Annotated in this window: 22 protein-coding genes and 1 other RNA gene; 19 read left to right on the top strand and 4 right to left on the bottom strand. The window is 51.1% G+C overall.

Translation table 11 applies throughout. The features are described from left to right. Positions 1–20: 20 nt before the first annotated feature. The 6 genes from rplQ (at position 21) to ACSPJT_RS00090 (ending at position 4534) form a co-directional block, all read left to right on the top strand. A complete protein-coding gene (rplQ, locus tag ACSPJT_RS00115) occupies positions 21–413 on the top strand; it encodes a 50S ribosomal protein L17 (RefSeq protein ID WP_435894341.1) in 393 nt (130 codons plus the stop codon). A gap of 264 nt (positions 414–677) precedes the next feature. Next, positions 678–938, top strand: coding sequence for a hypothetical protein (locus ACSPJT_RS00110; protein WP_435894340.1), 261 nt, complete (start codon positions 678–680; stop codon positions 936–938). 191 nt (positions 939–1129) lie between these two features. Further along, a complete protein-coding gene (locus ACSPJT_RS00105; RefSeq protein ID WP_435894339.1) occupies positions 1130–2017 on the top strand; it encodes a phosphatidylserine decarboxylase in 888 nt (295 codons plus the stop codon). Positions 2018–2038: 21 nt separating this feature from the next. After that, a complete protein-coding gene (locus ACSPJT_RS00100; RefSeq protein ID WP_435894338.1) occupies positions 2039–3421 on the top strand; it encodes a radical SAM protein in 1383 nt (460 codons plus the stop codon). Between the two features lie 5 nt (positions 3422–3426). Continuing rightward, a complete protein-coding gene (locus ACSPJT_RS00095) occupies positions 3427–3849 on the top strand; it encodes a hypothetical protein (protein ID WP_435894337.1) in 423 nt (140 codons plus the stop codon). Continuing rightward, positions 3842–4534 carry a prolipoprotein diacylglyceryl transferase gene (locus tag ACSPJT_RS00090; RefSeq protein WP_435894336.1) on the top strand — a complete coding sequence of 231 codons (693 nt, stop codon included), beginning with the start codon at positions 3842–3844 and terminating at the stop codon, positions 4532–4534. The genes ACSPJT_RS00095 and ACSPJT_RS00090 overlap by 8 nt, the downstream gene beginning before the upstream one ends. On the opposite strand, the gene ACSPJT_RS00085 is transcribed toward ACSPJT_RS00090, so the two are convergent. Continuing rightward, complete coding sequence (locus ACSPJT_RS00085) at positions 4524–5423, bottom strand: thiamine-phosphate kinase (protein WP_435894335.1); 900 nt, start codon at positions 5421–5423, stop codon at positions 4524–4526. The genes ACSPJT_RS00090 and ACSPJT_RS00085 overlap by 11 nt on opposite strands. A gap of 116 nt (positions 5424–5539) precedes the next feature. Here ACSPJT_RS00085 and ACSPJT_RS00080 point away from each other — a divergent pair, with 116 nt between their 5' ends. The 13 genes from ACSPJT_RS00080 (at position 5540) to ACSPJT_RS00020 (ending at position 19968) form a co-directional block, all read left to right on the top strand. Beyond that, the gene (locus ACSPJT_RS00080; RefSeq protein WP_435894334.1) at positions 5540–8164 is read left to right on the top strand and encodes a tetratricopeptide repeat protein; all 2625 of its coding nucleotides are present in this window, start codon (positions 5540–5542) and stop codon (positions 8162–8164) included. A 48-nt stretch (positions 8165–8212) separates the two neighbouring features. After that, positions 8213–8704, top strand: coding sequence for a pantetheine-phosphate adenylyltransferase (gene coaD, locus ACSPJT_RS00075; protein WP_435894333.1), 492 nt, complete (start codon positions 8213–8215; stop codon positions 8702–8704). A 19-nt stretch (positions 8705–8723) separates the two neighbouring features. Beyond that, positions 8724–10115 carry an L-serine ammonia-lyase gene (locus ACSPJT_RS00070; RefSeq protein ID WP_435894332.1) on the top strand — a complete coding sequence of 464 codons (1392 nt, stop codon included), beginning with the start codon at positions 8724–8726 and terminating at the stop codon, positions 10113–10115. An 85-nt stretch (positions 10116–10200) separates the two neighbouring features. After that, entirely contained in the window at positions 10201–11520 is a 1320-nt protein-coding gene (locus tag ACSPJT_RS00065; protein WP_435894331.1) for a mechanosensitive ion channel family protein, read from the top strand. Positions 11521–11525: 5 nt separating this feature from the next. Beyond that, positions 11526–12737 (top strand): bifunctional 3,4-dihydroxy-2-butanone-4-phosphate synthase/GTP cyclohydrolase II, encoded by a 1212-nt coding sequence (locus tag ACSPJT_RS00060; RefSeq protein ID WP_435894330.1) that lies wholly within the window; start codon positions 11526–11528, stop codon positions 12735–12737. 159 nt (positions 12738–12896) lie between these two features. Beyond that, entirely contained in the window at positions 12897–13475 is a 579-nt protein-coding gene (locus ACSPJT_RS00055) for a hypothetical protein (RefSeq protein WP_435894329.1), read from the top strand. A gap of 143 nt (positions 13476–13618) precedes the next feature. Next, positions 13619–13976: a transfer-messenger RNA gene (ssrA, locus tag ACSPJT_RS00050) on the top strand. Between the two features lie 163 nt (positions 13977–14139). Then, the gene (locus ACSPJT_RS00045; protein ID WP_435894328.1) at positions 14140–15387 is read left to right on the top strand and encodes an FG-GAP repeat domain-containing protein; all 1248 of its coding nucleotides are present in this window, start codon (positions 14140–14142) and stop codon (positions 15385–15387) included. Positions 15388–15665: 278 nt separating this feature from the next. Beyond that, positions 15666–16526, top strand: a complete 861-nt coding sequence (locus tag ACSPJT_RS00040; protein WP_435894327.1) for a hypothetical protein — start codon at positions 15666–15668, stop codon at positions 16524–16526. Between the two features lie 36 nt (positions 16527–16562). Next, a complete protein-coding gene (locus ACSPJT_RS00035) occupies positions 16563–17000 on the top strand; it encodes a hypothetical protein (RefSeq protein ID WP_435894326.1) in 438 nt (145 codons plus the stop codon). Between the two features lie 7 nt (positions 17001–17007). Further along, positions 17008–18105, top strand: a complete 1098-nt coding sequence (locus ACSPJT_RS00030) for a hypothetical protein (RefSeq protein WP_435894325.1) — start codon at positions 17008–17010, stop codon at positions 18103–18105. Between the two features lie 258 nt (positions 18106–18363). Continuing rightward, positions 18364–19065 (top strand): hypothetical protein, encoded by a 702-nt coding sequence (locus ACSPJT_RS00025; protein ID WP_435894324.1) that lies wholly within the window; start codon positions 18364–18366, stop codon positions 19063–19065. Between the two features lie 12 nt (positions 19066–19077). After that, positions 19078–19968, top strand: coding sequence for a Yip1 family protein (locus tag ACSPJT_RS00020; protein WP_435894323.1), 891 nt, complete (start codon positions 19078–19080; stop codon positions 19966–19968). Positions 19969–20014: 46 nt separating this feature from the next. On the opposite strand, the gene ACSPJT_RS00015 is transcribed toward ACSPJT_RS00020, so the two are convergent. From ACSPJT_RS00015 to dnaA, 3 genes are all read right to left on the bottom strand, one after another. Further along, positions 20015–20521 (bottom strand): rhodanese-like domain-containing protein, encoded by a 507-nt coding sequence (locus tag ACSPJT_RS00015; protein WP_435894322.1) that lies wholly within the window; start codon positions 20519–20521, stop codon positions 20015–20017. A gap of 130 nt (positions 20522–20651) precedes the next feature. Then, positions 20652–21749, bottom strand: coding sequence for a DNA polymerase III subunit beta (gene dnaN / locus ACSPJT_RS00010; RefSeq protein WP_435894321.1), 1098 nt, complete (start codon positions 21747–21749; stop codon positions 20652–20654). Between the two features lie 316 nt (positions 21750–22065). Beyond that, a complete protein-coding gene (gene dnaA / locus ACSPJT_RS00005; RefSeq protein WP_435894320.1) occupies positions 22066–23601 on the bottom strand; it encodes a chromosomal replication initiator protein DnaA in 1536 nt (511 codons plus the stop codon).

Below are 23601 nucleotides of genomic sequence, written 5' to 3'. Positions count from 1 at the left end.
GTCCGAAAGGACCTATTCCCATGAGACACAGAAAAAAAACTGTCAAACTTCAACGCGACACCGCACACCGTCGTTCGCTGCTTGCTAACCTTGCATGCAGCCTGATCGAGCACGGCCGCATTCGCACCACCCTCGCCAAAGCCAAGGCCTTGCGTCCGGTGGCAGAGAAAATGGTCACACTCGCTAAGCGCGGTGACATCCACGCACGCCGTCAGGCTGTTGCCTTCCTCCGTCAGAAAGAGGTCGTCAGCAAGCTGTTCAGCGAAATCGCCCCAGTCTGCGAAGACCGTCAAGGTGGTTACTGCCGGATCACCAAGCTCGGTGCCCGCACCAGCGACTCCGCTCCAATGGCTTACATCGAGTGGACCGACATCGAAGACCTGGCTGTCGCCGGATCTGCTGATGAAGAGTAAGATTGTTAGTCAAGTTTTCTAACTTTTCTGACAAATCCTAACATCTTTCTAACTCGCATCCCTGAAATGGGGTGCGAGTTTTTTTCGGCCCGAAATTCAGCCTAAACCATGATTTCATATGGTCTAGGGGCTACAAAACGCCTCGTCTGATAGACAAAAGTTAGTATAAGCGTTTGAATTAATTTACAGTATTTACACAAGAGTTGTTGGACAGATGAGAATCTATCATCTATTAGTGTAACGGAATCAATACACACAACTACTATGAAATCCAAAAAGAACCTAACGCGTTTCACATACGAGACCACCGCATTTCAGGGCTGGCGTCTTTGCCTCAGCCGTGCCGGAACCACATTTACCAAATATTTCTCAGATAAGAAATACGGCGGTGAACGGAAGGCTCTGAAAGCAGCTGACACTACGCTGAATGAACTGAAGGAAATGCTCGATAAATCACGTAAAGTGAACGGCAAACTCAGTAAGTCCACCGTGGCTAAAGCCCAAAAGCTGCTCAAAGCAGCCTAAGGCCCGCTGAACCAGACAACTGTCAGATTTCCTGATGCGTCAATTCTGGGCGTGAAACGCCTATAAACACATATCCCAACCCAATTCCAGCAGGCGGAGAAAATTCTCCGCCTGCTTTTTTGTACGCATTTGATTCATGGATCTCGGGTTGTGCTGGTCTGGCAGCCAGTAGCAGTGCTAGTTTCTCGCCAGTGAAAGAGATCAAGTTTTACAATCGCTACAGCAAATCCATGGAAACCGAGCAGGTCTATGGTGAGGGGTTTCTGCAATGGGCCTATGGAAATCCCCTGGGTAAGATCGCGCTCCACAGTTTCGTGAAACGCCCTTTCTTTTCCAAGTGGTATGGCAGGCGCATGGACAAGGCGGTCAGCCAAGAGAAGGTGCTGCCTTTCATCCACGATTACCGCATGGATGCTGGAGAGTTTGCTGACAAACCAGACAGCTACTCCACCTTTAACGAGTTCTTCTACCGTAAATTGAAAGCAGAAGCCCGCCCGATCGCAGATGCTCCCGTGGTATTTCCAGCCGATGGCAGACATCTTGGATTTACGAACATTGATGAGATCGAAGGTTTCTTTGTCAAAGGTCAGAAGTTTGATCTCAGCTCGCTGTTAGACGACAATGAACTCAGTAATCAGTTCAAAGGAGGTTCCCTTGTTCTCTCCCGTCTCTGCCCGGTAGACTACCACCGCTTTCACTTTCCTGTTAGTGGCACACCTGGGCCGACCCGACTCATCAATGGCCCACTATTCTCCGTGTCACCCATCGCACTCGGACGCAATCTCGCCTATCTTTGGGAAAACAAACGCACCCTGACCCGGATCGAAACGGAAACCATGGGCACCGTCCTGATGCTGGAAATTGGCGCGACATGTGTGGGTAGTATTTTACAAACCTATCAGCCAGACAAAGCGATGAACAAAGGATCTGAGAAAGGCTATTTTGCATTCGGAGGTTCCTCCACCATCACAGTTTTCGAACCTGGCAAAGTCCGGCTCGCAGATGACCTGCTGGAAAATTCTGCCAAGCAGATAGAAACCTATGCCCGCATGGGCGATGTGATGGCTGAGGTGCTCTGATAAGGTGGCGGAACTCTGACTATGAACGCCTCCATTCCATCGCTTAGGACACATCTCAAGGATACCACCTCTAGATGTCCGGTCTGCCACGATCTTTGCCCGGCTTCGGTATGGAAAACCAATGCAACGCCATCGAAGGTTTACCTCACGCGAGAATGTCCAACGCACGGTGAGGCATCGATGTGTATTTCCTCAGATGCCCGATTCTACTGGATGTCGAAGGGCAGCGAGCAGAACTCCTGCTGTGGGGCTGGAGCCTGCTGCGCAGATCCCTCAGGCAATGATGGCACTCTGGGTAAGAATGCTTTCGCAGAAAAAGGAGAAACGGTGGAAACCCTCTCGACTTGTCTGGCTCTGATAGAAATCGTCGATTCATGTAACCTCGCCTGCCCTACTTGCTTCGCTGCCTCACCGACCGGGGTGGAGGATAAACTCGACTATCATTCTCTGGAAAACATCCAAGAGCGCATCACTGGCGTGTTAGAGCGGAAGAGAAACATCGAGATCCTGCAACTCTCCGGTGGTGAACCCACACTGCATCCACAATTTTTCGAGCTGCTCGACTGGATTCACCATCGCGATGGCATTGATTACATTCTGGTGAATACCAACGGTGTCTTGATTGCCAAGGATGACGATTTCCTAGCTGAACTTGGAAAGCGGGCAAGACGGGGCAATTTCCAACTCTACCTTCAGTTCGATGGAACGGGCCCCGATGCCCAGAAGGTGCTACGCGGAGGCGATCTACGGAAGATGAAGCAACGGGCTATGCTTCGTTGTGAGAAAGAACACATCCCTGTCACCTTGGCGATGACTGTGACGCCGCAGAATCTGAACGAACTCTGGGACACCATCCAGTTCGGCTTGGAGCACGACAACTGCCGTGGTGTTAGTTTTCAGCCGATGTTCTGGTCGGGTCGCGTGCCAGAGGGCATTGCTCCTAACAAACTAAACCCAGAAGCCAGCCGACTCAATGCCGCCGACATCATTCTCGGGTGTGTAGGGCAATCTGAAGGCACGATCAAATTCGAAGACTTCACCCCCCTGCCCTGCGGTGACCCTAACTGCGCGACGATTGGCTACCTGCTAAAAACACCCATCGGGGTGAGATCGATCAGTGATTTTGTAGACTTCTCGACCGTGCAGGATTTTCTCAAGGACAAGGTGCGTTACGAGCTGGCAGACCTGCAACAATGTGGCTGTGAAAACACCGCTCTGGGAGAACTGCTACATAAGTTTGAGATGGAGGAAAAAGATACCTTCCGCCTGTTTATCAAACCGTTCATGGACTCTTGGACATGGGACGAAGATCGAATCGACCGATGCTGCACGCATGTGATCCGGCCCGATGGAAAACTTGATTCATTCTGCCGATACTACCACTCAGGAATCCAAAACATTTAATCATCATGCACCCCGTCCCACCGAAGGATTCTTCCGATGATCTCAAGGATGATTTCTCCTTGGAGCAACGGCATCCCCCCAGTGAATCATTGCCCAATGATCCAGCCACTTCGGCGAAAACGTTTTTTCGTTTCATCATATGGATCAGCCCCGGTCCGGGAGGGCTGATGGTCCTTGCAGGAATCAATCAGTTTTTCCCGATGTCCTTCGCTCCGAACCTCCTACTTTTCGCTGTTTTCACCATGTTCATTGGTGCCTGTGATGCTTTTTTCGTGCCGGGTATCCAAAACAAAGATGGCACACCGATGCTACAACCGATCTTAGAACACAGCTGCAAATTCACATTCCTTCAGATCTTGGTTGCGCCAGTGACCATGATCGTTCTTAGCTTCGGATTTTGTGCCATCGCCTCCTTTGCTAATGTCTGAGGTTTTCCAAAATGTATCACCTAACTGGTACAGCCTCACGATGCTGCTGGCGATCATCCTGAGCGCGTATTACTGGATAAAAATGTCACGTGACGATGGTCGGCTACCATTGGTTTACATCTGCGCTTTGGGTTGCGCATTCCTGGGCGCGAAAGTTGCTTATCTCATTTCCGAAGGGTGGCTGCACACTGGCGATGATCGATGGCTGCATTGGCTTGCGGGCAAATCCATCACAGGTGCCCTGCTCGGAGGGTACATCGGTGTCGAGTTATTCAAGAAACTGTTAGGATATCAACGTATCACCGGAGACCGTTTCGCGCTGATCGTGCCCTTCAGCATTATTCTCGGGCGCTTGGGCTGCCTCATTCAGGGATGCTGTGCAGGTGTTTCCTGTGTTCTGCCTGGAGGGCTCGATCGGTGGCCTGCTGTGCCTGTGGAAATTGCTTTCAATGTTTGCGCGATTCTTGTCTTCGCCTACATGCGCCATCGCAAATGGCAGACCTATCAGCATTTCCATCTCTACCTTATCGGCTACGGACTATTTCGTTTCCTTCATGAGTTCATGCGCGCTACACCGAAGCCATTTGCGGGTTTGTCGGGCTATCAACTGATAGCTTTGGTCATAGCGATCGTGGGTCTCATTGCTTACTGTCGACGCAAGAGAATGCTCTTAGCTACGATTTGAAGTGCTCCCAGCCTCCAGACTGACCAGAGTCCCCCTTATCAGCTTTCGTTAGCTCTCCAACATCCGTCAGTTGTAAATCAGGAAACCTCCCTGCCCATTTTTCTTTCAAGGCTGTGACTTGGTCAGCTGGTATCGCAAACAGCAGTTCATAATCTTCACCATCGCCTATCGCTTGGCCAACAGAACTGCCGGGGTTACACGGAACCGAAGACTCATCTATTTTAAATCCACAGCCACTCATCTTAGCAAGACGGGGCAAATCTTTTGCCAAGCCGTCAGACAGATCCATCATCGCATGGGGTTTGGCAAACTCTGCGAGCCAATTTGCTTCGGTTACGCGAGGTTCGAACGTGAGATGTTTACCTGAGATTGATCCACCTAACAAACCCGTGACCAAGATCCTGTCTCCAGGCTGACCACCACTGCGGGTCACGTAGCGCATTTTGTCCACCCAGCCTGTGCCTGAAATCGAAATCACGGTGGGTGCTCCACTGGGAACCGAACTTGTTTCTCCACCACAGATGTCCGCACCATATTTCTCGGCGATACTGTTCATGCCCTTGTATAGCTGCTCGACATATTCGACCGACTGGCCACCCGGCATCACGATGGTCACTAGAAGTTGTGCTGGCCGCCCCCCCATCGCAGCAAAGTCACTGATCACTCTGGCGACCGCTTTCCTGCCTACTTGATCTGCTGGAGCTTCCGACAGATAATGCACCCCTTCTACGAGACAGTCTGTTTTCAGTAGTTGGTAATCATGTTCATTCCCGACATCGACCACAGCACAATCATCTCCAGGGCCGACAATCACCTCATCGCTTTGATTAAGGCCGGCAATCAATCGTGCGATTAGAGCGTCTTCTCCGATTTCCCTAAGATGTTTCATGGCTCCGCTATTTCACGCGAAATTCGTGCGGAACCCAAAACAATTCCTACAAAAACAGACTATAATTTCTGCGAACAAATTCTGTGATTTTGCCAATATTGAAGCATAATGTCCCTGTGCTTCTAAGACTATTCATTTCCACAGCTCTGTTGCTCACCACGCTGACCGCTGCGCCCAACCGGGTGACGGCGATGAAAGAACTTGGAAAGAACACGACCTATCAAGAAGGAGCGAAAGCGATGGCGGGCGATCTCCCCGACATTGCAGTTAATAAATTCCGCGAAGTCTTGGAAAACAAAAAGCTGGGCGCAAGTGCCAAAGCTTACACCTCGCTGGCACTTGCAGAAGCGCTCGTCAGATCCAGCCTGAGTCCGCAAGGCGACATCGTGCAAGCAACCGAAGCTCTATCGATTTTAGAAACCAAAGAGCTCTCGGAGATTTCAGACACCCCAGTTTGGAAAGCTGAGGCCTTAGCATCGCTAGGGCGGTACAGTGATGCTGATGCTGCTCTTGCCTCTGTTCCAAAAACCCACCCACAGTATAGTCAAACACAGCTGGCGAGAGCGCGCGTCCAGATTGCGCTGAACCAGACCGATGAAGCTATTACCACGCTCACAGCTCTGGCAAAATCGAAGACCGCCACGATTCGAAATACGGCAAACCTGTTAGCCGCTGAAATTCATATCAACGAGAAGCATTACGAACTCGCTTCCAAGGCACTCGATAACATCGACGAACAGAATGCCGCAGCCGCCAAACTTAAAGAGTATCTTGCTGCCAGACTCTTGCTCAATGAAGGAAAAGCGGTCGATGCAATCAACCAATTTCAAAGTCAGATCACGGCTACTACACACCATAGTGAAAGAATCTATCACGCCTGCGTTCTAGGTCTGGCCGATGCCCAAGCAGCCAATCAGCAAAGTGACATCGCCATCGCCACGCTTGTCCAGTACATCACCGATCACCCTGACTCAGCGGATCTCCAGCCGATGTTTATGCGACTTGCACAGCTGCTTCCAGAAGAGGTGCCACTCGACCACCCGACTTTGCTCAAGCTTCGCGAATGGAGTGACGAAACGCCACCCGTCGAAAACTTGCTTTACCCGTCTGGCAACTCAGCTGCTGCTCTACCTCTAACCACACAAACGCCTTTGGAGCATAGCGACTTGGTAACGCTGTCACTCTACTATCGAGCCAAGCTTTTGGCGAGGTCCGCTGATACCAATAACCACAGCCGAGCCTTAGCCATACTCGCCCGTCTACGGGCACTGCAGCCAGCGTCTAACTTACTGGCCAATGAGCAATACATGAAGCTGGCTTCGGCATCATTGTTAGACACCGCCTATTTGCACCTGAAACAAAACAACCCTGAGCGGGCCACTTACACATTGGCGGCCATGGAGAAAGTTGCTTTCTCACCTCGACTGAAGGATCAAGCCAGCTTTCTGAGAGGTCTTCTGTTAGCCAAGGAAGCCAGACCAGAAGATGCCCTTGCCGCTTTTAATTATGCCCGTCAATCAGCCTCTACAGACATTGCTTCGGCCGCGAGTGTGAACGCTGGTATCATGTCACTGCTAGCTAGCAATCTGACGACTTTCGAGAAAATCAACGAGGCGAATAAGAATCAGAAAATCCGCACCTCCCTGATGTTGGAACGAGCTCTTTGGAAGTGCAGCCAGGGAGATGTCACTGGCCGGACCGACCTTGAGGCCTTCATTATCGCACATGATAATCATCCCCGCGAAAATGAAGCTCGCTTGGCACTGGCTTCCGCCTGCGTAGATATAAGCCCGCCGGATGTCATTCTAGCTAGAGCAGAGCTCGAAACCATCGCTCCAAGACTAACCGATGCCGCCAATCAATACACCATCACCCGTATCGGGATCAGAGCTGAAGAACTCGCCGGGGAATGGGACGCTGCCGCAAAAATTGCAGAGTCCTATATCAACGACTTCAAGGATAGTCCCCAAATACCAGGAATTATGCTCAAGCTTGGAGAGTCTCTTTACCACAATGAAGACTTTAACAAGGCTCGCCGAGTCTTCCAAGACATCGCAGCCAAATTTCCTAAAAGCCCCTACGCGCCCTATTCCGAATTCTACGCAGCGATGGCAGCCCGCCTAGGTGGCACGCCCCAAGCAAGGGAAGACTGTATCGGCATGTTCCAAAAGATCATCGACAGTGATCATCCTCTCGCTGCTGAATCACGCATTCAACAAAGCAGAGTGCTGATCGATCTCCGTCGATACGAGGAAGCTGAAAAGTCACTCGCTCCTCTGAAAAAATCCAAAGACGTTGCCATCCGTAGAGAGGCTGGCGTTTTACTTGCCGATTGCCTGCACCGCCAAGGCTCCGTCGATACCACAAAATACAATCAAGCGATTACCATCTACAACGAGCTGCTTGAGGAAAAAAATCTTCCGCTGGCATGGAACAATCGTATTCATTTTCTCCGCGGACAAACCTACGAAAGCATGAAGGAGCGAGGTAAAGCCCTCGACTCATATATCGATGTCATTATCCGAGTGGAAGCCGACCAGCCGGGAGCGCAGAAAGAGGAAGAATGGCTCTGGTTCTACCGTTGCGGGTTCAAAGCACTTGCCATGTTAGAGTCTGACAAACGTTGGGAAGCCGCAGTCAAATTCGCCCGCCGTATCGCCACCTACAAAGGCCCTCGTGCTGAGGAAGCTGCCAAACGCGCCAACAATCTCGCTAAAACGCACATGATCTGGGAGGACTAACAACTGGTTCCCCTAGCATCCATCACATCAACAATCTCCCACTCTACTATGCGCACTGCTGTTTATGCCGGGTCATTTGATCCCCCCACCAATGGCCATCTATGGATGATCAAACAAGGACTGGAACTCTTCGATCGGCTCTACGTCGCCATCGGTAGTAATCCCGCCAAGTCATACAGTTTCTCTGTCGAGGAAAGACTCCGTCTGCTACGCGAATCCATTCCCTCATGCGAGCGCTTGACGATCTCCGAGTTTAACAATCGTTACCTCGTGGATTACGCACGCGATGTTGATGCCCACTACATCCTACGCGGAATACGTTCATCCGATGACTACGAATATGAACGTGTGATGCGCCACATCAATGGCGACATGGCACCGAACATCACCACCACTTTCCTCATGCCCCCTCGCGATATTGCCGAACTTTCTTCTAGCATGGTCAAGAGTCTCATCGGGCCGGAAGGCTGGCAGAAAACCGTGCGTCGGTATGTTCCAGTGCCGGTGTTTGAAGCTCTGGAAAAAACGGACCCTTCTTAATTAACTGAGCCTTTCCTAGATGATTTCCGTTCTAGATCTCTTCACCATCGGCATCGGCCCATCCAGCTCCCACACCGTGGGGCCGATGCGTGCTGCGTGTATGTTTACTCGCGCCCTAGCGGAAAGCCCGCACGCATCGTCGGTGCACGGCTTGAAATGCGACCTTTACGGATCGCTCGCGGCCACGGGCAAAGGTCACGGCACCGACACTGCGATCATGCTCGGCCTGATGGGCAACGAGCCAGAAACCATTGATGTGGAAAATATCGCCACAATGCTGGAGGCTCTACGTTCGAGTAAAACTCTGGTGTGGAATGAAACCCACAGTGTGCCATTCGATGAGCGTGAACATCTCACTTTCCACCGGCTTGAACCGCTGCCATTGCATCCCAATGGCATGCACCTTTTGGCGCTCGGTGAAAATGGCGAAGTGCTGATGGAGGAAATCTATTACTCGCTGGGTGGTGGATTTATCGCCACCGACGCCGAGATGAAAAACCCCAATTTCGGCAATGAAGTGGATCCCGTTTACCCGTTCAATTCAGCCGATGAACTCACATCACTCTGTGATGAACACTCACTTTCCATTCCGGAAATCATCATGGCCAATGAGAACCTTGTGCGGCCTGAGGCAGAAACCCGAGCAGCTCTCGACCGCATCTGGGATGCCATGCAGGAGTGCGTTCGTAACGGGTGTAAAAACGAAGGAACTCTGCCGGGAGGTCTCAACGTCAAACGAAGAGCCTACGCCATCTGCAAAAAACTGGCCGAGCATCCGGAGAACTCATTAACAGACCCCCTGACCATTTTAGACTGGGTCAACCTGTATGCGCTGGCTGTGAACGAAGAAAACGCCGCTGGTGGCCGCGTGGTCACGGCTCCTACCAATGGCGCGGCTGGAATCATCCCTTCAGTCTTACACTACGCCACCCGTTTCAAACATAGCCCGCATCAGACGAAACGTGATCAACGCGAGGCGGTGCATCGTTTCCTCCTGACGGCAGGTGCCATTGCTACGCTCTATAAAAAGAATGCCTCGATCTCCGGCGCCGACGTCGGCTGCCAAGGAGAGGTCGGCGTTGCTTGCTCCATGGCAGCCGGAGCGTTGGTCGATTACCTCGGTGGCGACCACCATCAGGTGGAGAATGCCGCAGAAATTGGCATGGAACATAACCTCGGACTGACCTGCGACCCCATCGGCGGATTAGTCCAGATCCCCTGCATCGAACGCAATGCCATGGGCGCGGTGAAAGCCATCAATGCCGCCCGAATCACGATGTCCGGAGACGGAACACATTTTGTCTCCCTCGACAAGGTGATCAAAACCATGAAAGATACCGGCAAGGACATGCAGGAGAAATACAAAGAAACCTCGCGTGGCGGACTCGCCGTCAACGTGGTGGAATGTTAAACTCCGTCCACGAACCTTCCCCTGAGTAAGGGGCACCTCTCATCACTTCTAACTCCAACTTGACGACTAAAAATCAGCTCACTCTATGATCGATATCGAAGTCATCAAAAACACTCTTTTTTCTCTCGTCGATGATCAGCAGGATTATTGGCAATGGGCTACGATTGCCTTCTGTGTGGGTGGAGCCATCGCCGGTTCAATTCTGCTTCGCAAAAAGGTTTTCGCGAAAGGCTCGGTCTTCAGTAAGTTTCTCACCCGCTTCTTTGACCCAGGGAAGAGTATCAGCGGGGTTCCGATTCTCACCTGTTTGCTGCTGTGGATCACATGGTCGGCACGCAGTAACTGGTCAGCCGTTCTTGTGGAAAATGGCGAAGGCTACCTCCCCAGCGGATACATCTACACCACAGCGTTACTGGTCACCGCATTTGTCATCTATCAGTTCGCCACGGCGCTCTCGAAGGGCAGCACTGCCCCCAGATATCTGGGCGGAGCGATGCTGGTGATCTTTGCCCTGCATCTGTTCGGTTGGCTGACACCGCTCAGCCTCGCGTTGGAAAACATCAGCCTTCCCATCGGCAGCATCGAAATTGATCTGTGGAAAATAGTCTCAGCCATCGCCGCGATGTTTCTGCTGCTTTGGCTGGTTGGCCTGTCCATCCGCTTCATCGATGCCATCATCAAACCTCGCACAGATATCCCACCGTCGATCAAAGTTCTGATCGGAAAAGCCGTGCGACTGCTTCTTTACATCGGAGCCATCGTCTGGGTGTTGAAAATTGGCGGCGTTCCCTTGGGTGGTTTGGCGGTCTTCTCTGGTGCCCTTGGTCTGGGTCTTGGTTTTGGTCTGCAGAAGGTCATTTCCAACCTCGTCTCCGGTGTGATCATCCTGCTCGATAAATCCATCAAACCCGGCGATGTTATCGAGATCGAAGGCTCGTTCGGTTGGATCAACTCCATCCGCACACGCTATATTTCGGTGATCACGCGCGATAGGAAAGAAATCCTCATCCCCAATGAAGACTTCGTCACCAACAAGGTGATCAACTGGTCGTTTTCAGATCGGATCGTCAGGATCAAAGCCCCAGTTGGCATTTCTTATGACGCCGATGTTCCTGCTGCCATGGAAATTTGCACCAAGGCGGCCAAACAAATCCCCCGTGTCCTTGCAGATCCCCCACCAAACTGTCTGCTCACGGGTTTCGGAGATTCATCCATCGACCTCAGCGTGCAGTTCTGGATCGAGGATGCTCCTCAAGGAGTCAGTAACATCCGTTCGGACGTTCTCCTTGCTATCTGGAAAGCTTTCCGCGACAACGGCATTGAAATCCCGTTCCCGCAACGCGATCTTCACATCAAATCCGGCAGCCTCGTTCCTGAGTCCCGATCCCTGACACCCGATTCCTGAAAAATATGTCCGCACTCACTCTCCATCCCATCGATGAAATCGTCGCTGAAATTGCCGCCGGTAAGATGGTCATCGTCACTGATGATCCAGGCCGAGAAAATGAAGCCGATCTCGTAGCCGCCGCATCGATGGTGACGCCCGAGATCATCGCCTTCATGGCGAATCACGGTCGCGGGCTGATTTGTGCGCCTATTTCTGCACATCGGGCCAAGGAGCTGGATTTACCACCCATGACCCCTCGGAATACCGAGTCCCAAAAAACAGCATTCACGGTCTCCATTGATGCTGCCGAAGGTATTTCCACCGGTATTTCCGCTGCCGATCGCGCACGTGCCATCCATCTGCTCGCCAATCCTGACGCCGGAGCAGCATCCTTCGTCCAGCCGGGCCATATTTTCCCGCTACAAGCTGTCCCTGGCGGTGTCCTCCGCCGTGCCGGCCATACCGAGGCCGCCATTGATCTGGCCCGGCTTGCCGGTCTCCCTGAAGCCGGAGTCATCTGCGAAATCATGAACGAGGACGGCACCATGGCTCGTGCCGGAGATCTGGGAGAATATCAGAAACAGCACAACCTCAAGGCCTGCACCATCGCCGATCTGATCGAATACCGACGTCGTTCAGAGAAACTGGTCCGTCGCGGAGAAACCATTTTGATGCCTACCGATTACGGTCAGTTCAATTGTCATCTTTACTACGTTGAAACCGATGACACCACCAGCGGCGGTCATCACCTAGCTTTCACCCACGGCGATATTTCACCCACGAAACCGACTCTTGTCCGCGTCCACTCCGAATGCCTCACCGGTGATGTATTCCACTCGCAACGCTGTGATTGTGGCGGTCAGTTAGATGCCGCTATGCGCAAAATTGCTGAGGAGGGCGGTGTTCTACTTTACCTACGTCAAGAGGGCCGAGGAATCGGTTTGCCTGCAAAAATTCACGCCTACAAACTTCAGGAACAGGGTCTCGACACGATTGAAGCCAACGAGAAACTCGGATACGGCTCCGATCTCCGCGATTACGGCATGGGCGCTCAGATCCTGTATGATCTCGGTGTTAGGAAAATCAAACTACTCACTAACAATCCGAAGAAAGTCATCGGCCTCGAAGGCTACAACCTCGAAATCTGCGCGCAAATTCCCCTTAGTCTTCCTTCAAATCCTCACAACGAGAAATATCTGAAGACTAAAAAAGACCGCATGGGTCACACGCTTTAGGACTGCGACAGGCATCTAATTTCATAACCTAAATAGACTGGTCTAACGTAATATGGCCTCCCTATCCCTTATGAAATATAGCCTACAGCCGCCAACTCGATTTTTTCCTTCATTACGACTTGATCTGCATTGATGCCCTTATGTAGGGTACTCGATGCTATGAAAACGATACTAGGAAAATTCGCCGCAACGTCAGTTGCCGCGTTAGCCATGACCATTGCTGTCTCAGCACAGGTCAACAATACGAAGGAAGCCCTCGCGGTCGCTCTAAAAAATGAAACCGTGGCCGCCGGTGGTGAAAAAATGAAGCTCTATGCCGTCTCAGGCAACTACAACGGAACCAACAAACGCTGGTCTTTCCAGTTTTACGATGGAGGAGCCAATGTTCACAGCGTAAGCGTTGATGAGAAAGGCAAAGCCAATTATTACTCTCGGGAAAAAGGTAGCACCAGAGTCTTCGACGACCTGGATTTCTCCAAGCTCCCTGCCCCCAGTGAAGTCCTCGTGGAAGACGCCATCGGTAAAGCCAAGACTGCCCTCGAAGCGCTTGGATTCAAACCAATCACCGACGGCAAGCTCTACATCAGCTACTACGTCCGCAGTGAATATCGCCAAAAAGATGTGCCGGTGCACGATTGGAAAGTCACTCTTCCTATCGGCGACGGCAAACAAGGCAAAATGGTAGGATTTAAAAATGGCGGCGTCGATACCGTCATGAACTCCACCATCCGTAATTAACCACATCCTTCATAACAACACTCCCCTCGTGGCAAAACCGCGGGGGGATTTTTTTTTGTCCACGTGATCTGGCAGAAAATTCCACTTGCAAATCCCTGAAACTGCACCACTTTTCCCACATCTCCTGAGGAGTTAAATCTTTGGGGGGCGTCATGGTTTCGACTGGATGTTGGAAACATGGGTCGCATGTAGAGGTTGATCGGTTGGCCTCTTAAAAAAGCCGTTCAAACAAACTAATTGCAGACTCTAACGAGCTCGCACTTGCTGCTTAATTGACAGCAACGTCTATTTACCCGACGTCCACTAGGGTGAAAGGCGACAAAACAGTGGACTGGCCAAGGATCGGGTGACCGGGTCCAAGGTAAGACTAAACAGGACAATCGGAGATCGTAAGCCGCTGGCGAGCAAGCGCTCTCTTAAAACCCTATCGACCAGCTAAACATGTAGACACTCAAGTAGAAGGCATCCAGGACACGGGTTCGACTCCCGTCGCCTCCACCATTTCAAAAAGACCGTAACTAGTGCTCAATGTGCTTGTTACGGTTTTTTTACGCACACTTGCCCAGCTCAGACGTGTAGTTGATAGCTACACCGTGAGAGTTTCTGGTATGTTTGGATGCTTGCTTGCTATACTCGGCCTGATTCCTGAGTATTCCTTTGATCCATGAAACCATTTTTCTTTTTACCGACATCGCTTAGTCTTGCCGTTTTCTTCATAGCAGAAACGGATGCCAAGGAGCCACCTAAGACGGAGGTCAGTTACAAGAGAGTTCAACTTCTCGATAAGTATATCTCTGAGGGGGCATCGATTGCGGATATCAATGCCGATGGACATCCGGATGTCATCGCTGGCTCTCTGTGGTGGCAAGGGCCTGACTTCAAGGAATCCTTTGCCTACGCACCAGTGAAATTCTTTCCGATCACTGGTCGTGGATTGAGTGGTTATTCTAACAACTTCTTCACCTTTCCTGATACCATCACCAAAGATAAGTGGCCGGACATACTCAAAGTCGGCCTCCCCTCTCAACCGGCTCACCTTGCGATCAATCCCGGGGAGAAACCGGCAAAACCCGATAATAAAAAATTCAGCTGTTCTCACTGCAAAGCGCAGGACGACATCTGTAATGAGTCACCGCAGTATTTACAGGTGTTGGGTAAAGGTAAGCAATTACTCGCATACAGCAAAAACCACATCACCTTGGCTGAACCCGATACAGACCCGACCAAGCCTTGGAAAGTGTTCCATGTTTCCCCCAAAGACCGGGCCCTCAAGAAATACACACACGGTCTCGGTGCTGGCGATATCAACGGCGATAATCTTCCTGACATCCTCGAAAAGCGTGGTTGGTGGCAGCAACCAGAAAACTGGAATCGCAAATCACCGTGGACATTTCATCCCTTCCCCTTCGCTCCTGATAAAGGTGGTGCCCAAATGTTTGCCTATGACATCGATGGTGATGGCGACAACGATGTCGTCACAGCCCTAGATGCTCACGCATGGGGTTTAGTATGGTATGAGCAAATCAAGAAAGATGGAAAAATCACCTTCAAAGCCCATAGCGTGATGACAGACAAACCAGAGGGGAATCCCTACGGCGTTTGCTTCAGTCAACCGCATGCGATGGCTTGCGCCGACATCGATGGAGACGGCGTCAAAGACATCGTGACGGGCAAGTGTTACTTTGCTCACAACGGCAAAGACCCCGGCGCTGCTCAACCTGCTGTTTTGTATTGGTTCCGCACCGTGAGAAATGAAAATGGAGCCGAACTGGTTCCTTATTTAATCGACGACAATTCAGGAGTTGGTCGCCAAATCACCACAGGCGACCTCAATGGCGATGGCAAAATCGATATCGTTGTTAGTAATAAAAAAGGTGTTTTTGCGTTCATTCAGACAAAGACCAAACCCTGATCCTGAAATCATATACGCCGACAAGAGTTGGCCACCATTAGCGGCATACTTGATGCTCATTATTCAATCATCAAAGAATAATGAGACCTTATCGGTTAAGCTATATTTTCTGAATTAACATATCATCAATCGTTGAATTCATTCTATTTTTAAAACTGTTAGGAGATAAAATATTAAATTACAACCTATTTACTTTCAACCTATTGACATTCAATTTTGGTCTTGGTAATAGTCTAACTGATCCCACCCAGATACCGAATCTCGAACCCACGAAATTCATGACAACGCAGGTATCTATCACAACATCCATCGCTTTATTATTAGCCGGCACTGCCGCGGCTGATCTGACTTATTCGGCTCCAGGCATGACCCAAGCCAACACGATGGCGGGTCTCAACATTGTAGAGACGGTAACATTCGTAAACCACTGGCATTACGAAATCACCGGTTACGATTGGCGTCTTGTAGCTGGGAATCCGGTAGGTGGGGTGTTAGCCTCTCCAGATGGTTTGATTGGCGGTCTGCTAGGCAACACTTTCACCGGAACCTCTGTCATCAAAGCCTCGATCGAAGACGTTGGTCTTTTGACGAATGTTTCCTTAGTTGCCTCGACTACAGGCGCCGAAGCGTCGGGTGGGTTTATCTACAATAGTCCTATCGTCTTTAAGAACCAAAACGTCACTCTTAACATCCTACAAGTAGGAAATATGTTAGGCAGCGAGGAATGCTATTTAAACTTCCATGGGGTGGCCATTAAAGACCCTCCGGTTCCTACTGGGGAGCTCGACATCCGTGGTTACGTTTATGAAGGTTATAAACCTAACATCACTTGGGCCATCCGACGCGAAGGACCTACCGGTGTCAACGGTGCCTATTCAGTGACGAACTCTTCACTAACAGCATTCCTTTGGTCATTCACTCTCGCACCAGGACAAACGACCGCATCCGTAAGTGCGAATATCGTCACTCCCACTGATACGACTGATGCGCCAAATGCAGGTGCCGATTCTACAACGACGGAGGAGAATTCCAACACTGAGCTGCCGACACTGGTATTTGACACTCAACTATCAGCCACCATCTGGGGCGACTCCGCCGGTATCATCGCACAGAATACGACCACTCTGGCTGGTAATTAAACAAATCCTTCTTCACCGACATACCGCAGGACCCAAATGACAGGCCACTCATCCATCCTCGGTATCTGCATCCTCTTTGCCGTCGGCTACAACTTTGCCTCAGCACAGGGCCCCGTAGATAACCACAAGCGCCCCCTGATCGCTGATGCGGATCCTTACAAGAAGTCCGATATCTTAGTCGACAATGGGACACACACGATCTTGCCCAAGCGCTGCATTCTGTTCATTCCAGAGAAACTCCAAGCGCACCTCATCCCGTCGCCGAAAAAAAACTTCACCATTTGGCCGAAGTTCCTGCGCGCGAACAGCCAATGGCTGTATTGCTTTGAAGTAACTCTCGATCAAGCCAAGGGCCTCAAACCTATCGACGAGAAAAAACTCGAGCGTGTCAAAAAGCTCGGGAAAATCGTCGTCGCCGTCCGTCATAAAAACCCGATCTCAGTCCTTCCAGTTAAAAAGGAGCCAAGCCAGTAACGTCGCTATGATGAAGCCTCATGTCATTACCTCTGTGCTCGCAGTCATACTCTGTGCTCACTCTACACGAGCTGCCGAGGACTTTGTTATTCAGACAGATTTGGCCACCGGACTCACTCAGCATATCTATGTCGAGGGGCCGGATACGATTGGTGAGGAATCCGGCACGGTCGATACCGCGCTGCCGGTGGGACCTGCGGGCTCGCATTTCGCACTTTACGGAGTTGGGCTGGCACCCGATACCAAATTATATCTACTCGATCAGACTGTAGTGGGTTCTTTCCTACCGAAAGCAACGGTGAAGGTCAGCACCGAGGATCCTTACACGGTGGTTGCTCGAACGAGGTCGGATCGGAAATTTGATGTCGAGCTCACCTTTGAGGGACTATTGACGGATGAAAATGCCCCCGAAGCGGCGCGGCGAATCTACGTCGAACGGCTCGTGATTGAATACCCTGAGGGTGTGGACAGAATTCCCGAGAATAGTCAGGAGCGCGTGGTGGAAGCATTCTACGTAACCAAGAACGGCGCGCTAAATGCCCAATTCAACACCTCACTCGTCAGCAGCTCTCCTTACAAGCAGCGCGGAGAAGAGTATATCCGGACCTATGCCTTGCCCGATGCTGACGTTGGCTGGACTCTCCTCGACGAGAAGAAAGTGCAGATTTGGCCCGTGGCAGACGCTCAACTCCTGGCTAACAACGCCAGTGCTCTTGAGCCATTTCCATTAAATGGCAAGACCCTTGGCTATATGCCCTCGATCACCATGGTGGTCAACGATCTCTACCCCACCAGCAAAACCTATCTCAATCTCTACAAGGGGCCTAAAAATGACAACCCCAGTGATGCGCAGCAGATTTCTCAGAACATCATCGCACAAGATTACCAACCAGTTGCGTTCAACACCATCACACCACAATCCGCGACGCAGACTATCGATCCAGACCAATGGAATTCTGACGATCTCACCGATGGAGTTTATACCGTCGAGATTTTGACTGTCACTCCCTTCAATCTGGGTAAACCGGAACGACTGGCCCACGCCACATTCACCCTTAATCGGACGATTGAGGTAAAGGGCTCATTGAACGTGTCAGAGAAATAATCACTCCCATCTAATGTTGCCTCAATCATAAGGGTGAACATTATTGGCAATAAAAAGCCGTCCTCTCTATATGGGAGGGCGGTCTTTTTCGGACCAGATATCCGAGTCATGTGCCGATTGTGAGAAATCGAGGCGAACGATTTCACAGAAAGATCACAATGCTTTCATCAAGTCTTCTTAATCGTGATCTAGTGATATTCAGCATCGGTATTCACCTAGGCCCCGATATCGTTCCACTACCACTAGCTGATCCTCCTCATGTTCAACCAACTCACATCCTCCATCCCCCCTTTATGTCGAGGGAACCGTGGGCTTTTACAAGGTTGGCTGGAGAAACAACCCGTTGTCTCTTTGGCATTCTGCATCCCCGCCATCTTAGTCGGTTGTGGCATGTATGGGTTTACCCTAGGGCTCTGGCAGGGCTGGGAAATGGCGAGTTACGTGGCCATCAAACTCCCTTTGGTCATTTTTGCCACATTACTAGTCAATGGCCTCATCAATGGCATGCTGGCCATGGTGCTCGGTAGCGGTATCAGTATTCGGCAGAGTTTGCAGTTTCTGTTAGCCGGTTTTGCCTTGATGTCGATCATCCTAGCTTCGCTGAGCCCTATCACTTTTTTCATGGCTTTGCAGGCACCGGAACCTCACGAACCAGGAGCTCAGCAATGGCATAGTACCATACTGCTGTCTCATACGTTCCTGATCGCCTACGCGGGAATCATCGCACATCGATCACTGTTGGGACACTTACGCAATTTCGCTACGAGCCGTTTGTTAGGCACACGAACCTTTTTTGCCTGGCTGGCAGGCAACCTCTTTGTCGGTGCCCAGATTTCCTGGATCATGCGCCCTTTCTTTGGATCACCCGGGCTTCAAGTCCAGTTTCTTCGTGATCACCCGATGGAAGGCAGCTTTTACGAGACTGTCTGGCGATCCTTTCTCCTCCTCTCAGGCTTCTAACAACCAAATAATATGAACGAACAAACACCACCCGAGCTCCCTCAGCCAAATGCTCCCGAGCCCTCACCATCGCCAAACCCGCCGATGCAGCAGGCTGGAGCCAAATACGTTGATCCAGACTACCATTCTATCACCGAGACTGGGTTCTCTCACATCCTCAATCATCTGCTGAAAAAGCCTCTCAGTGTGGTCTATGAAATCAACCATGGGGAACGGAGCCCCCTTCCTGCTTTACTTGCTGTCACCCTGATCTGCCTCGCCGTTTTCGGACTGGTGCTAGGTATGTTCAGTGCTGGTGAACAGCTTTGGGCATCGCCGGTGAAAGTCATCGGTGGAGTGCTCTTCAGTGGTCTGATCTGCCTTCCCAGTCTGTATATATTCGGCGCTCTGGGAGGCATGGATGCCAAGGTGCAGCATGTCATCGGACTGATGCTAACATTTCTCTCGATCACCTCGCTGCTATTGGTTGGGTTCGCGCCAGTCGTCTGGCTGTTCTCCACATCTAGCAACTCCTTGGTTTTCTTTGGGTTTCTCAGCCTGGCCATATGGCTCATCTGCTTGATTTTCGGGCTCCGGGTGATTACCAGAGCCAGTAAGAGCATGGGTGGTGGTAAGGGCGGACACCTTCACATCTGGGCCATGATCTTTATGTTAGTGACGTTACAAATGACCACGACCTTGCGCCCCTTGATCGGTCGGTCCGATGACTTTCTCAATCTCAAAGAGAAGCGTTTCTTCCTAGTTCATTGGTTTGAGATGATGGACGACTCAGATGGCTCTTCACCTGATTACACCGATGGGGGTCAACACATCGAAGGTACACCGGATACTGAATCCCGCGGTTCATCCGGCACGCAGCCGAAGACAAAGGAGTCCGCAGTTAATCCTTATCTCGAGGAATGAGTTCTACCTGAGACGAGCTGGTCACGGAGTTGCAGACCACTTGCGATCACTCCAGACCAGCTTGTTTCCACTCTTCCCACCCACCACGATAGACGCTGGTGGAGTAACCTAGTTTGGCAAGTTTGACGGCCGTCTTATGGGCATCGGGACAATTGCTGTTCTGGCAATAGAGCACAATGACTTTTCCTGCCTTCACAGCTGCGTCAAGCTGAGGACGTTTGGACGCGATGACTTTGTCGAATTTGATCAGCGGCATGCTATCAGCTCCGTCGATATGGCCCAATCGGTAGTAAAGCGGCGGACGAACATCGATTACATGTGCCTGGTCGCTTTGCTTCATGGTAAACACACGTCCCACGTCGATACTGGTGACCGATCCTGGCTTGGTGGCAGGCTTCGTTGTTTCCGGCTTCTTTACCTGCACCGGTGTTGATGGTGCTTTTTGAACCGCTGGGGTGGGCTTAGCGACAGGAGTATTGTCTGAGACGGGAGAGTCAGAACAACTGACAAACAGCGCGCAAGCTGCCATGGGGTAGAGAACTGTTGATTTCATAATGGACAATCTGGATCAGGGATACCGTGATGCAATGCTAATTAAAACTGGAGTCATTGTTTACGGTAGCAAGAAAAAACCCCGATGCCATTTCTGTCACCGGGGTTGATTAAAATGTTTAACAAGCGGATTAAGAGCTCACACGCATCGGCATGATGACGTAGAGGAATGAGCTGTCGATGCGGATGACACCGGGGCTCATGCCATCGATGAGATCGAGATAGACAGACTCTTCGCCGAGATTTTTCAGCGGAGCCATCAGGAACTCTGGGTTGAAGGCGATTGCAAACTCATCACCATCGTAGTCGGCAACGATTGGCTCCTTGGCTTCACCGATATCCTTCGAGTTCGCCTGCACGTCGATGCTGCCTTTGCTGAAGGTCAGTTTGACGGAGTTGGAACTCTCGGAGGTGAGCAGTGAGATACGGCGCACGGTGTTGAGGAACTCTTCACGGTTGATGGTGATGCGCTCCTTGCGCTCACCGGGGATGACCTGCTTGTAGTTCGGGTAGTTGCCCTCGATGAGTTTGCTGACAATGATGCTGTCGCCAATTTCAAAGGAGATTTGGTTTCCGCTCAGGCGTACCATGGCGTCGCCTTCGCTGCCGAGCATGCGCTGGAGTTCGTTGACTGCCTTGGATGGAACGATGATGTCGGTCTCGTGGCTGGCTGGATACTCAAGTTCGTTTTCAACCATGGCGAGACGGCGTCCGTCGGTAGCAACGAAAGTCATTTTACCCTCGCGGAAGGAAACGTAGATACCGTTGAGCACATAGCGTGTTTCATCGGTGGAGATGGCGTAGGAAGTCTTCTTAATCGCATCGTGCAACACGCTCTGGGCGATCTTGAACTCAGTGGCATCTTCGAACTTCGGAAGCGGTGGAAACTCGTCCTCACCCAGACCGATGATTTTAAAGAAACTGGGGCCACACTTGATGGAAGCGTGATTCTTGGCATCGACGGATACCTCGACCTCGCTTGCAGGAAGCTCACGGATGATGCTGACCAGACGTTTGACTGGGAGTGTGGTAGAGCCCTCTTTTTCAATGTCTGCCTCAACGCTGCCGCTGACACCTACATCAAGGTCAGTGGTGGTAAGCTTCAACTTGCCATCAACGGCTTCGATAAGGACGTTAGAAAGGATAGGCAGAGTGGCCCGGTTACTGACGACGTGTTGCACTTGTTGCAGGGCATCGAGGAACGCTTCCTTGCTGATAGAAAATTTCATATGAGTGTGGGATGGCTAATAGGGAGGGTGGCTTGTAACGAGGTGTATCTCAGTGGATGTTCCGGGTTAGAAGTAATAGGTATGTTGTGTCTCTTTTCGATGAGTGGCCGCATATATAGTGACCGATCATCTCGATCCATATTTCAGAATCGCGATGACTTTGGAGTATTCTCGCTCCATGGCAAGCACTCATTAACAATTGCGGAGCATTTTTCAACGTCCAAATCATCCGCCTAGGTGACTCCCTAGCTTTCCAATCGCGAGGAAATTCGCATGCTCCCCTGCCCCTTCAGATGGAGGAGCGCCTGTGGCACAATTATTTCCGCTTCAGGACGGTGATTAAAATGTCAACAGCATCACGAACCTGGGGTTCACTTTCGATACGTTGCTTCACCTTCCGACATGCGTAAATCACGGTGCCATGGTCACGACCACCAAAGGCCTCGCCAATTTCCACCAATGAACAAGGTGTGAGGTGTCGGCTCAAATACATCGCAATCTGACGTGGGAACGCGATATTGGTGGGACGACGGCGGCTGGTCATATCGGCCATGCGTAGGTCGAAATGCTCGCTGACTGCCTTCTGGATGGAATCGACTGTCACTCGCTTCTGTCCTTCTTCACGGAGAATGTCTTTGAGCAGAAATTCGGCGCGTTCCACAGTGACCTGTTCACTACCAAGAGAGGCATAAGTGGCGATGCGGACCAGACCTCCTTCGAGGCGACGCACGTTGCTCTGGATACGCTCCGCCAGCATGTTGAGAATCTCATCGGCTAATTTCACATCCCAGTCCTCCATCTTGCGACGAAGAATGGCGAGACGAGTCTCAATGCCGGGAGGCTGTAGCTCGACGGTCAGTCCGCTTTCGAAACGGGAAACCAACCGAGGCTCGACGTTTTTGAGCTCAGAGGCGGGTCGGTCCGAGGTCAGCACCACCTGGCTTTGAAGATCGAGAAGTTCATTGAATGTGTGGAAGAACTCCTCCTGTGAGCGCTCTTTGCCTGCCAGGAACTGAATATCGTCGATCAGAAGAATGTCAGCACGGCGGTATTTCCGGCGGAATTTCTCCAAAGTCCCCTTTCGAACCATATCGATGAACTCGTTGGTGAATTTCTCGCAGGTGAGGTAGACGACCTTCGCGGAAGGATCGCTTTCCATCAATTTCTGTCCGATGGCCTGCATCAGGTGGGTTTTGCCCAGTCCTGAGTCACCATGGATGAATAGTGGATTGTAAACGGCTTTGGCAGCGGATGCGACAGCGGTGCATGCGGCGTGGGCGAACTCGTTGTTCTGGCCGACTACAAAGCGGTCAAAACTGAACTGTGGGTTCAAACCCGCCAACTTCAACTTACGGCCAATCGCAGGCTCACCCTCGAAAGAAACATTCTTGCCGAAATTCTGACTAGAAGCTTTCTGTGACGAAAATTTAACACTTGTTAGAAGGTCCTCACCGGTTGTGTCGGACTCATCCGATGACTCCTCATTTTGATCTGCAATATTTGAAATTTTGTTAGGTTCAGGTTGAACGTCATCGACGATCACTTTCACTTTGCACGGCAACTTGGATGCCCGGGAAAATGCGGTCTGAACTTCGGGAAGGTAATTCGTTTCAATCCACACTTGGTGCATGTCACTTTCGACAGCAAGAACAGCCTCAGTTTCGTTCATCGAAACCAGACGGGCTGACTCGAACCAACGATGAAATGCGTCACCACTAACAAGCTCTTTCAGTGACTCAGAAACTTTATTCCACAGCTTGGTCATTTCACCCTGATCAGAAGCAAATTCAATTTCGTTGGTTTCAGTCTGAATGTCCGAGTTAAGATCGAGAGCTGTGGAGGTTTCCTTCAT

Origin of the sequence: Oceaniferula spumae (assembly GCF_042849255.1) — a bacterium.
In the GTDB taxonomy this organism is placed as follows: Bacteria; Verrucomicrobiota; Verrucomicrobiia; order Verrucomicrobiales; family Akkermansiaceae; genus Oceaniferula; species Oceaniferula spumae.
This window is presented reverse-complemented; position numbering and strand designations above follow the sequence as displayed.

Excerpts from the sequence above, each read along its gene's own strand:
- rplQ (WP_435894341.1), top strand. The coding sequence starts at position 21 with ATGAGACACAGAAAAAAAACTGTCAAACTTCAACGCGACACCGCACAC.
- ACSPJT_RS00110 (WP_435894340.1), top strand. The coding sequence starts at position 678 with ATGAAATCCAAAAAGAACCTAACGCGTTTCACATACGAGACCACCGCA.
- ACSPJT_RS00100 (WP_435894338.1), top strand. The coding sequence starts at position 2,039 with ATGAACGCCTCCATTCCATCGCTTAGGACACATCTCAAGGATACCACC.
- ACSPJT_RS00095 (WP_435894337.1), top strand. The coding sequence starts at position 3,427 with ATGCACCCCGTCCCACCGAAGGATTCTTCCGATGATCTCAAGGATGAT.
- ACSPJT_RS00090 (WP_435894336.1), top strand. The coding sequence starts at position 3,842 with ATGTCTGAGGTTTTCCAAAATGTATCACCTAACTGGTACAGCCTCACG.
- ACSPJT_RS00085 (WP_435894335.1), bottom strand. The coding sequence starts at position 5,423 with ATGAAACATCTTAGGGAAATCGGAGAAGACGCTCTAATCGCACGATTG.
- coaD (WP_435894333.1), top strand. The coding sequence starts at position 8,213 with ATGCGCACTGCTGTTTATGCCGGGTCATTTGATCCCCCCACCAATGGC.
- ACSPJT_RS00070 (WP_435894332.1), top strand. The coding sequence starts at position 8,724 with ATGATTTCCGTTCTAGATCTCTTCACCATCGGCATCGGCCCATCCAGC.
- ACSPJT_RS00065 (WP_435894331.1), top strand. The coding sequence starts at position 10,201 with ATGATCGATATCGAAGTCATCAAAAACACTCTTTTTTCTCTCGTCGAT.
- ACSPJT_RS00060 (WP_435894330.1), top strand. The coding sequence starts at position 11,526 with ATGTCCGCACTCACTCTCCATCCCATCGATGAAATCGTCGCTGAAATT.
- ACSPJT_RS00055 (WP_435894329.1), top strand. The coding sequence starts at position 12,897 with ATGAAAACGATACTAGGAAAATTCGCCGCAACGTCAGTTGCCGCGTTA.
- ACSPJT_RS00045 (WP_435894328.1), top strand. The coding sequence starts at position 14,140 with ATGAAACCATTTTTCTTTTTACCGACATCGCTTAGTCTTGCCGTTTTC.
- ACSPJT_RS00040 (WP_435894327.1), top strand. The coding sequence starts at position 15,666 with ATGACAACGCAGGTATCTATCACAACATCCATCGCTTTATTATTAGCC.
- ACSPJT_RS00035 (WP_435894326.1), top strand. The coding sequence starts at position 16,563 with ATGACAGGCCACTCATCCATCCTCGGTATCTGCATCCTCTTTGCCGTC.
- ACSPJT_RS00030 (WP_435894325.1), top strand. The coding sequence starts at position 17,008 with ATGATGAAGCCTCATGTCATTACCTCTGTGCTCGCAGTCATACTCTGT.
- ACSPJT_RS00025 (WP_435894324.1), top strand. The coding sequence starts at position 18,364 with ATGTTCAACCAACTCACATCCTCCATCCCCCCTTTATGTCGAGGGAAC.
- ACSPJT_RS00020 (WP_435894323.1), top strand. The coding sequence starts at position 19,078 with ATGAACGAACAAACACCACCCGAGCTCCCTCAGCCAAATGCTCCCGAG.
- ACSPJT_RS00015 (WP_435894322.1), bottom strand. The coding sequence starts at position 20,521 with ATGAAATCAACAGTTCTCTACCCCATGGCAGCTTGCGCGCTGTTTGTC.
- dnaN (WP_435894321.1), bottom strand. The coding sequence starts at position 21,749 with ATGAAATTTTCTATCAGCAAGGAAGCGTTCCTCGATGCCCTGCAACAA.
- dnaA (WP_435894320.1), bottom strand. The coding sequence starts at position 23,601 with ATGAAGGAAACCTCCACAGCTCTCGATCTTAACTCGGACATTCAGACT.